Source organism: Pseudoalteromonas sp. S1727, from assembly GCF_005886375.1.
Classification (GTDB): domain Bacteria; phylum Pseudomonadota; class Gammaproteobacteria; order Enterobacterales; family Alteromonadaceae; genus Pseudoalteromonas; species Pseudoalteromonas haloplanktis.
In genome coordinates, this window is the sequence record NZ_PNDT01000095.1 from 26,898 (window position 1) to 32,990 (window position 6,093).

At 43.2% G+C, this 6,093-nt stretch carries 5 protein-coding genes and 4 tRNA genes; 8 read left to right on the forward strand and 1 reads right to left on the reverse strand.

Annotated elements, in window-relative coordinates; translation table 11 throughout:
• Positions 1-53: 53 nt before the first annotated feature.
• The gene (locus CWB85_RS18235) at positions 54-686 is read left to right on the forward strand and encodes a DUF2057 domain-containing protein (protein WP_138555639.1); all 633 of its coding nucleotides are present in this window, start codon (positions 54-56) and stop codon (positions 684-686) included.
• A 43-nt stretch (positions 687-729) separates the two neighbouring features.
• On the opposite strand, the gene CWB85_RS18240 is transcribed toward CWB85_RS18235, so the two are convergent.
• The gene (locus CWB85_RS18240; protein ID WP_016710516.1) at positions 730-2,574 is read right to left on the reverse strand and encodes a M1 family metallopeptidase; all 1,845 of its coding nucleotides are present in this window, start codon (positions 2,572-2,574) and stop codon (positions 730-732) included.
• A 143-nt stretch (positions 2,575-2,717) separates the two neighbouring features.
• Between CWB85_RS18240 and murB the strand changes: the two genes are divergently transcribed.
• From murB to CWB85_RS18275, 7 genes are all read left to right on the forward strand, one after another.
• Positions 2,718-3,728, forward strand: a complete 1,011-nt coding sequence (gene murB / locus CWB85_RS18245) for a UDP-N-acetylmuramate dehydrogenase (RefSeq protein WP_016710515.1) — start codon at positions 2,718-2,720, stop codon at positions 3,726-3,728.
• A complete protein-coding gene (birA, locus tag CWB85_RS18250; RefSeq protein ID WP_016710514.1) occupies positions 3,725-4,717 on the forward strand; it encodes a bifunctional biotin--[acetyl-CoA-carboxylase] ligase/biotin operon repressor BirA in 993 nt (330 codons plus the stop codon). Before murB ends, birA begins: the two co-directional genes overlap by 4 nt.
• The gene (locus CWB85_RS18255) at positions 4,714-5,409 is read left to right on the forward strand and encodes a type III pantothenate kinase (protein WP_138555640.1); all 696 of its coding nucleotides are present in this window, start codon (positions 4,714-4,716) and stop codon (positions 5,407-5,409) included. Before birA ends, CWB85_RS18255 begins: the two co-directional genes overlap by 4 nt.
• A 120-nt stretch (positions 5,410-5,529) precedes the next feature.
• Positions 5,530-5,605, forward strand: a tRNA-Thr gene (locus tag CWB85_RS18260).
• A gap of 39 nt (positions 5,606-5,644) precedes the next feature.
• Positions 5,645-5,729: transfer RNA gene (locus tag CWB85_RS18265), tRNA-Tyr, on the forward strand.
• 45 nt (positions 5,730-5,774) lie between these two features.
• A tRNA-Gly gene (locus tag CWB85_RS18270) sits at positions 5,775-5,849 on the forward strand.
• Positions 5,850-5,861: 12 nt separating this feature from the next.
• A tRNA-Thr gene (locus CWB85_RS18275) sits at positions 5,862-5,937 on the forward strand.
• The last annotated feature ends 156 nt before the right edge of the window (positions 5,938-6,093 follow it).

A 6,093-nucleotide genomic window follows, 5' to 3' on the forward strand; every position in this document is an offset into this window, starting at 1 on the left:
ATGACAAACTTTGCTTGCAGTGTCAAACTGAAATCAAATCACAAGGAGTTATTATGCGGAAATATATATTTTTAAGCGGGATTGTTTCATTGTTTTTGAGTGTCCCAAGTATTGCTGAAACGGTGAGTTTTCCTGAAGAAATTGTGCCGTTACAAGTAGGCGATAAAAAAATAGAACATTCATTTTTCAGTCGGGTTGATGAGGTGGAACTTACCCCAGGCGTGTATCAGCTCAAACTTAAGTACACAGATTTATATGAGCAAGGCTATGATGAGCACCAAGTGGTTGACTCAGAACCATTTTGGGTGACGATGACCATTGCCGCCGATACGGATTACGATGTGGTGTTTAATCGTGCAGACAATGCAGTGGCGGCAAAAGTATTTGCCGAGGCGCCGCAAGTGAGTTTGCAAGCAAAGGGGCAGTCGTTAGGCACGCCTTTAACCGTTATTCCTGAACCAAACTTTAGCAGTGGCGCTGCAGCTCAAGTTGCATCAACAAAAGCGGCACCTACCGCGAGTACGGCAGCTATTGCTTCGGTGACTGCTGCGCAAGCCCCCGTATCGCGCTCAGCACCAAGCGTTTCTAACGCACCAAATGCTGCGGCTATGCTCGATTTTTGGTGGCAACAAGCCAGTGCTCAAGAAAAGCAAGCTTTCATTGAAAAAGTGACTAAAAGTAAATAGCAAAAAGGGCGAATAAATCGCCCTTTTTATATGCTCGTTAAGCTTACTTAGCAAACAAGTCGTCAACGGTACCTTGCGCTAATGGGTGATAGCCTGGGCGAGCTTTAAGGTATACATCGTGCGCCCATTCACGCTTACCATTTTTGATCAATGCCTTGTATAGCGGCACAATCAATTTACGACGGCCAATGCCTGATAAGTGCTTATCAAGTGATGGGTAAATCGGTTGATAGCCATTACCTACCGCAAGCATATACCATGCAAATGCACGTTCGGCATTGGTTGATTGAGTTAAGTTAAACTCTGCATCTAATGCAGCCATTTTTTCTAGGCTTAAATCGCGCGGTAAGTTATTTAAAAAGTGTAACCACTCGTGCACTGTCCAATTAGTCGTCGGAAGTTGCGCGGCAGTTGTCTCACCTTTTAACCATGCTTGCGTGGCGTTATCGACCTTATCAAACGCATCAGAGGTTGGGTTTGGTGCATCACTTGGTAATCCAGGCTGAAAAATCCACTCGTTAACTTTGTCCATGCTAACAACGCCTGGGTATTTTTCAATTAAGTTAGCTTTGATGTAGGTAACAAATTGAGCCGTCGTTAATGATTTAAAAGCAAATTCGTTGAAGTAAGTTTTTACAAAATCATCAAACTTTTCACGGCCGTATTGGTTTTCAAGGTAAATTAAGAAAAGCTGACCTTTTGTATAAGGCACTGAGCTGAAAGCATCATCGGGATCACGGCCATTAAGCTTTAAATTAAGGCGCGTATCAGGTGCGTCGATAGTTTTTAATTGTGCGCGTAAACCAGCTGCATCAAGTGCTTGTTCCATAACTGCACGGTCACGACCAAAGACTTCTTCCATAATGCGGTTTTCAACGTACGAGGTGAAACCTTCGTTTAGCCATAAATCTTCCCACGTTGCATTGGTTACCAAGTTACCAGACCAAGAGTGCGCAAGTTCGTGAGCAATCAGATTTACTAAGCTTTTATCACCAGCAACAACCGTTGGTGTGATAAAAGAAAGGCGCGGGTTTTCCATACCACCAAACGGAAAGCTAGGTGGTAACATGAGTAGGTCATAACGGCCCCATGCATACTCGCCATACATGGCATTGGTTTTATCGATCATCGCTTGTGTGTCATTAAATTCGGCAACTGACGCATCTAGGATTGTTGGTTCAGCAAAAATACCGGTTTGCTTAGACATCGCTTTAAATTCTAAGTTACCTGCACCAATAGCAATTAGGTAAGGAGAGATAGCTTGCGGCATTTCAAAGTGATAATCACCATCTTTATAAAGTGCATCTTTGTTATCGGCACTCATTACCGCACGAATATCTTCCGGCGTGTGGATACGTGCTGAGTAAGTTACACGCATTGCTGGCGTATCTTGTACTGGGATCCAACTACGAGCGTGGATCGCTTGCGATTGGCTGTACATAAATGGATGGCTTTTACTGGCTGTTTGCTCTGGGGTTAACCATTGTAAGCCAGATGCTTCAGGGCGGCTGTTATAATAAATACGTACTTTAGGAGCTTGGTCTTTAAACGTAATAGTAAGCTTTGAGCCTTTAACGTCATCGCGCTGAGCAAGTGTGAATTTGGCTTTGTGCCAGCTGCCACTTTGGCTTTGATACATTACTTTATCAATGTCTAAATCGCGCGTATCAAGCACTAAGGTTTTGCTGGTCGTGTTTTGCCATTCGAGCGTGTGTTCAACAAAACCTTCTAATTGCTTGTCGGCAAAGTCGACGTCTAAATCAAGGTTTAAATGCGTCGTGATGACGTCATCGAGATTGGCATATGAGTTTTGATCAATGGCACTGGCCATTGCTTGAGAGCACATTCCAGCCATAGCGAGGCTTAAAAAGAGAGGTTTGATTTTCATAAATACCCTGAACACGAATAAAAAGTGCAGGTTTTATATCATGATTGCGATTCTTGGTTGAGCATTTTTTACAATCTAGTGCAAGATTTGCGACTAAGAGTTACACTAGTGCGATTAGTGACAATTAACCTTTGAGGCGTTTTGTGGCTCAGTCCCTGCAATCTTTCCATACCTTTTCTTTAAAGAGTCAGTGCTCGCAACTAATCGAAATTACTGACTCAGCGCAATTGCAGCAACTCACCTTTGATGCCCCTTTTTGCATTTTAGGAGAAGGGAGTAACACCGTGTTTTTAAACGATTACCAAGGCACGGTAATCAAAATGGCCACTGCCGGTGTGCAGGTCATAGAGCGTCAAGATGATTACCTACTAGAAGTTGCTGCGGGGGAAAATTGGCATAAACTTGTTGCTTATACACTTAAACACGGTATACCTGGGCTTGAAAACCTTGCATTGATCCCCGGTACAGTGGGTGCTGCGCCAGTACAAAATATTGGTGCTTATGGTGTGGAGCTGGCAAAATTTATTGCATACGTTGAGTATTTTGATATCTCCAGTAAGCAACTCGTTCGCCTTACTGCTGAGCAGTGCGAGTTTGGCTATCGCGATTCTATTTTTAAACATGCATTAAAAAATAAAGCGGTGATCACATCTGTGGGATTAGCTTTACCCAAGCTATGGCAGCCAGAATTAAGTTATGGTCCTTTGCAACAACTTGAACATGTAACGCCTATAGCCGTTTTTGAGCACGTCATTAAAACCCGTAACAGCAAATTACCTGACCCTTATGTGCTGGCAAATGCTGGAAGCTTTTTTAAAAATCCCATTATAGAAAATCGCTTGCTGAGAGATTTACTCGCTGCACACCCACAGCTACCTCATTATCACTACGATAACGAGCACCATAAAGTGGCTGCAGGTTGGTTGATAGAGCAAGCAGGCTTAAAGGGACATCGTATAGCTGGAATTGAAGTGCACCAACAACAAGCGTTGGTATTGGTTAATCATGGTGATAGCAGCGGTGAAGACCTCGTTGCTATGATCAAGTACATCCAGCAACAAATTTGGCAACGCTATCAAATAAAATTGCAGCACGAAGTTCGCTTGATGAACAGTGTTCACGAATGCCATATCGGTTTAGGAGAAGCAATATGAAAGCACCTGATGGCAATAAACTGGCTATTTTAAATGCCCTTAATCAAGGTGGCTTTATCTCAGGGCAATTATTGGGTGAGCAATTAGGTATTAGCCGCGCGGCGGTGAGTAAGCACATTCAAAGTCTACAAGAAATGGGTTTAGATATTTTTAAAGTTAGCGGTAAAGGTTACAGCTTAAATAATAATGTCGGCTTATTAGAGCAAACTAAGATCCAACAGCATTACCAAAGCTTAGGTGCACATACCGCGCAAGTGGAAGTTCAGCCAATTATTGACTCGACTAACAGTGAGTTAATGCGCCGTATTGCCGCTAAACAAACCTTAGAGTCGGGAACTGTGATTGTGGCTGAAATGCAGCAAGCAGGGCGTGGTCGTCGTGGTCGCGTGTGGCAATCGCCCTTTGGCGCAAACTTATATTATAGTTATTACTGGCGTTTAGATGACGGACTACAAGCGGCAATGGGGATGTCGATTGCCGTAGGGTTAGCGGTCTACGACGCTTTAAAAGCACTGTATAAATTAGAGGTTCAACTGAAGTGGCCGAACGATATTTATCTCAATAATGAAAAGCTCGCAGGCGTGTTAGTTGAGTTAGATGGTCAACCGCAAGGACCGTGTCAATTGGTTATTGGTATTGGTATTAATTTACAAATGCCAGAAAGCTTTAGTCAACACATCGATCAAGCGTGGACCGATTTAAGTCAGCACACTCAGCAGGTTGATAAAAACCAGCTGGTGGCATATTTAACTTACTACCTTGAACAGCGGCTCGCACAATATAGTCAATCGGGCTTAAATGATATGTATCAACAATGGAATAGTTTAAATGTCTTCGTTGGGCAATGTGTAGAGTTGAATACTGGACACCGCAGTTGGAGCGGAATTTGTGAAGGTATTGATGCTAATGGCGGGATCCGTATCCGCCAAGATGGTGAAGTGAAAAGTTATTATGGCGGCGAAATATCATTACGTAAGGCAAGCGTATGAGATTATTAATTGATGTAGGCAACACCGCATTAAAAGCTGCAATCTGGCAAGGTGGGCAGATTAAGCAATGTGAGCTCAGTGCATTACCGTGGTCGCAAATTAATGACGTTGTTTATGCCAGTGTTGGTAAAAGTGAGCAGCTAAATGAACTATTAACCCAAGCCCGTTCACTTCAGGTGCCATGCTTTGAAGCCAAAGTAACAAAGCAACTTAGTAACCTACGTTGTGCGTATCAGCAATTTAATAATTTAGGGATTGATCGTTGGCTTGGTTTAATTGCCGCCTTTAAACTATGGCCACAGCAAGATTGCATAGTAATAGACACCGGAACAGCCACCACAATTGATGTGCTCACAGCACAAGGGCAGCATTTAGGTGGCTGGATATTACCTGGCCTTGAGCTAATGACACGCTCATTGACACAAAATACTCAGCGCGTTTTTGATGATGCCAACACAGTATTTGCAAATGAATTGGGTGTAAACACACCGAATGGTTTAAAAAACGGCGCGCTAGTGGCAACGTTAGGGGCTGTTGAACAAGCAAAATTACATTTATCTAATAAAAACCCGCAACTAATTTTTGCTGGTGGTTATGGCGCATTACTCAAAGCACAGTTTTTAGGCGCGACTTATGAGCCGCAACTAGTGATGAAAGGGCTCAACTATTGGTATGAATTGAGCGAAAAGTAACAAAAAGCCCTTGTTTTGCCTGATTTGTGAGCATTCAAGCTAAAAAATTACATTTTTTTCAAATTTATTGTTGCATCACCTCCAACCTTCCTCTAATATCTCGCCCCGTACTAAAGCAGTGCCGACTTAGCTCAGCTGGTAGAGCAACTGACTTGTAATCAGTAGGTCAACCGTTCGACTCGGTTAGTCGGCACCACTTTCCTTTTACCGAAAGTGCTTAGTAAAGAATTATCGTGGAGGGGTTCCCGAGCGGCCAAAGGGATCAGACTGTAAATCTGACGGCTCAGCCTTCGCTGGTTCGAATCCAGCTCCCTCCACCACTTTATTCTTGACGGTTAGAGGTAGTTTAAGAACAGGTTCCTAACGCGGGCATCGTATAATGGCTATTACCTCAGCCTTCCAAGCTGATGATGCGGGTTCGATTCCCGCTGCCCGCTCCAGTTTCTGGTGTTGCTGATATAGCTCAGTTGGTAGAGCGCACCCTTGGTAAGGGTGAGGTCGGCAGTTCAAATCTGCCTATCAGCACCAGTCACACGAATCTTCTTGAATACTTCCTTTATCTGTCAGAAAATACTATTTGAAATTTGAAAAATTTAACTTAATCTACCTCCGGTGGATTATTTTCATATGTAATCTAGATACACAAAACTGATAGGTTCCGTCATGGCAAAAGCAAAGTTTGAA

Coding starts and splice junctions, on each gene's coding strand:
- CWB85_RS18235 (WP_138555639.1), top strand. CDS start 54: ATGCGGAAATATATATTTTTAAGCGGGATTGTTTCATTGTTTTTGAGT.
- CWB85_RS18240 (WP_016710516.1), bottom strand. CDS start 2,574: ATGAAAATCAAACCTCTCTTTTTAAGCCTCGCTATGGCTGGAATGTGC.
- birA (WP_016710514.1), top strand. CDS start 3,725: ATGAAAGCACCTGATGGCAATAAACTGGCTATTTTAAATGCCCTTAAT.
- CWB85_RS18255 (WP_138555640.1), top strand. CDS start 4,714: ATGAGATTATTAATTGATGTAGGCAACACCGCATTAAAAGCTGCAATC.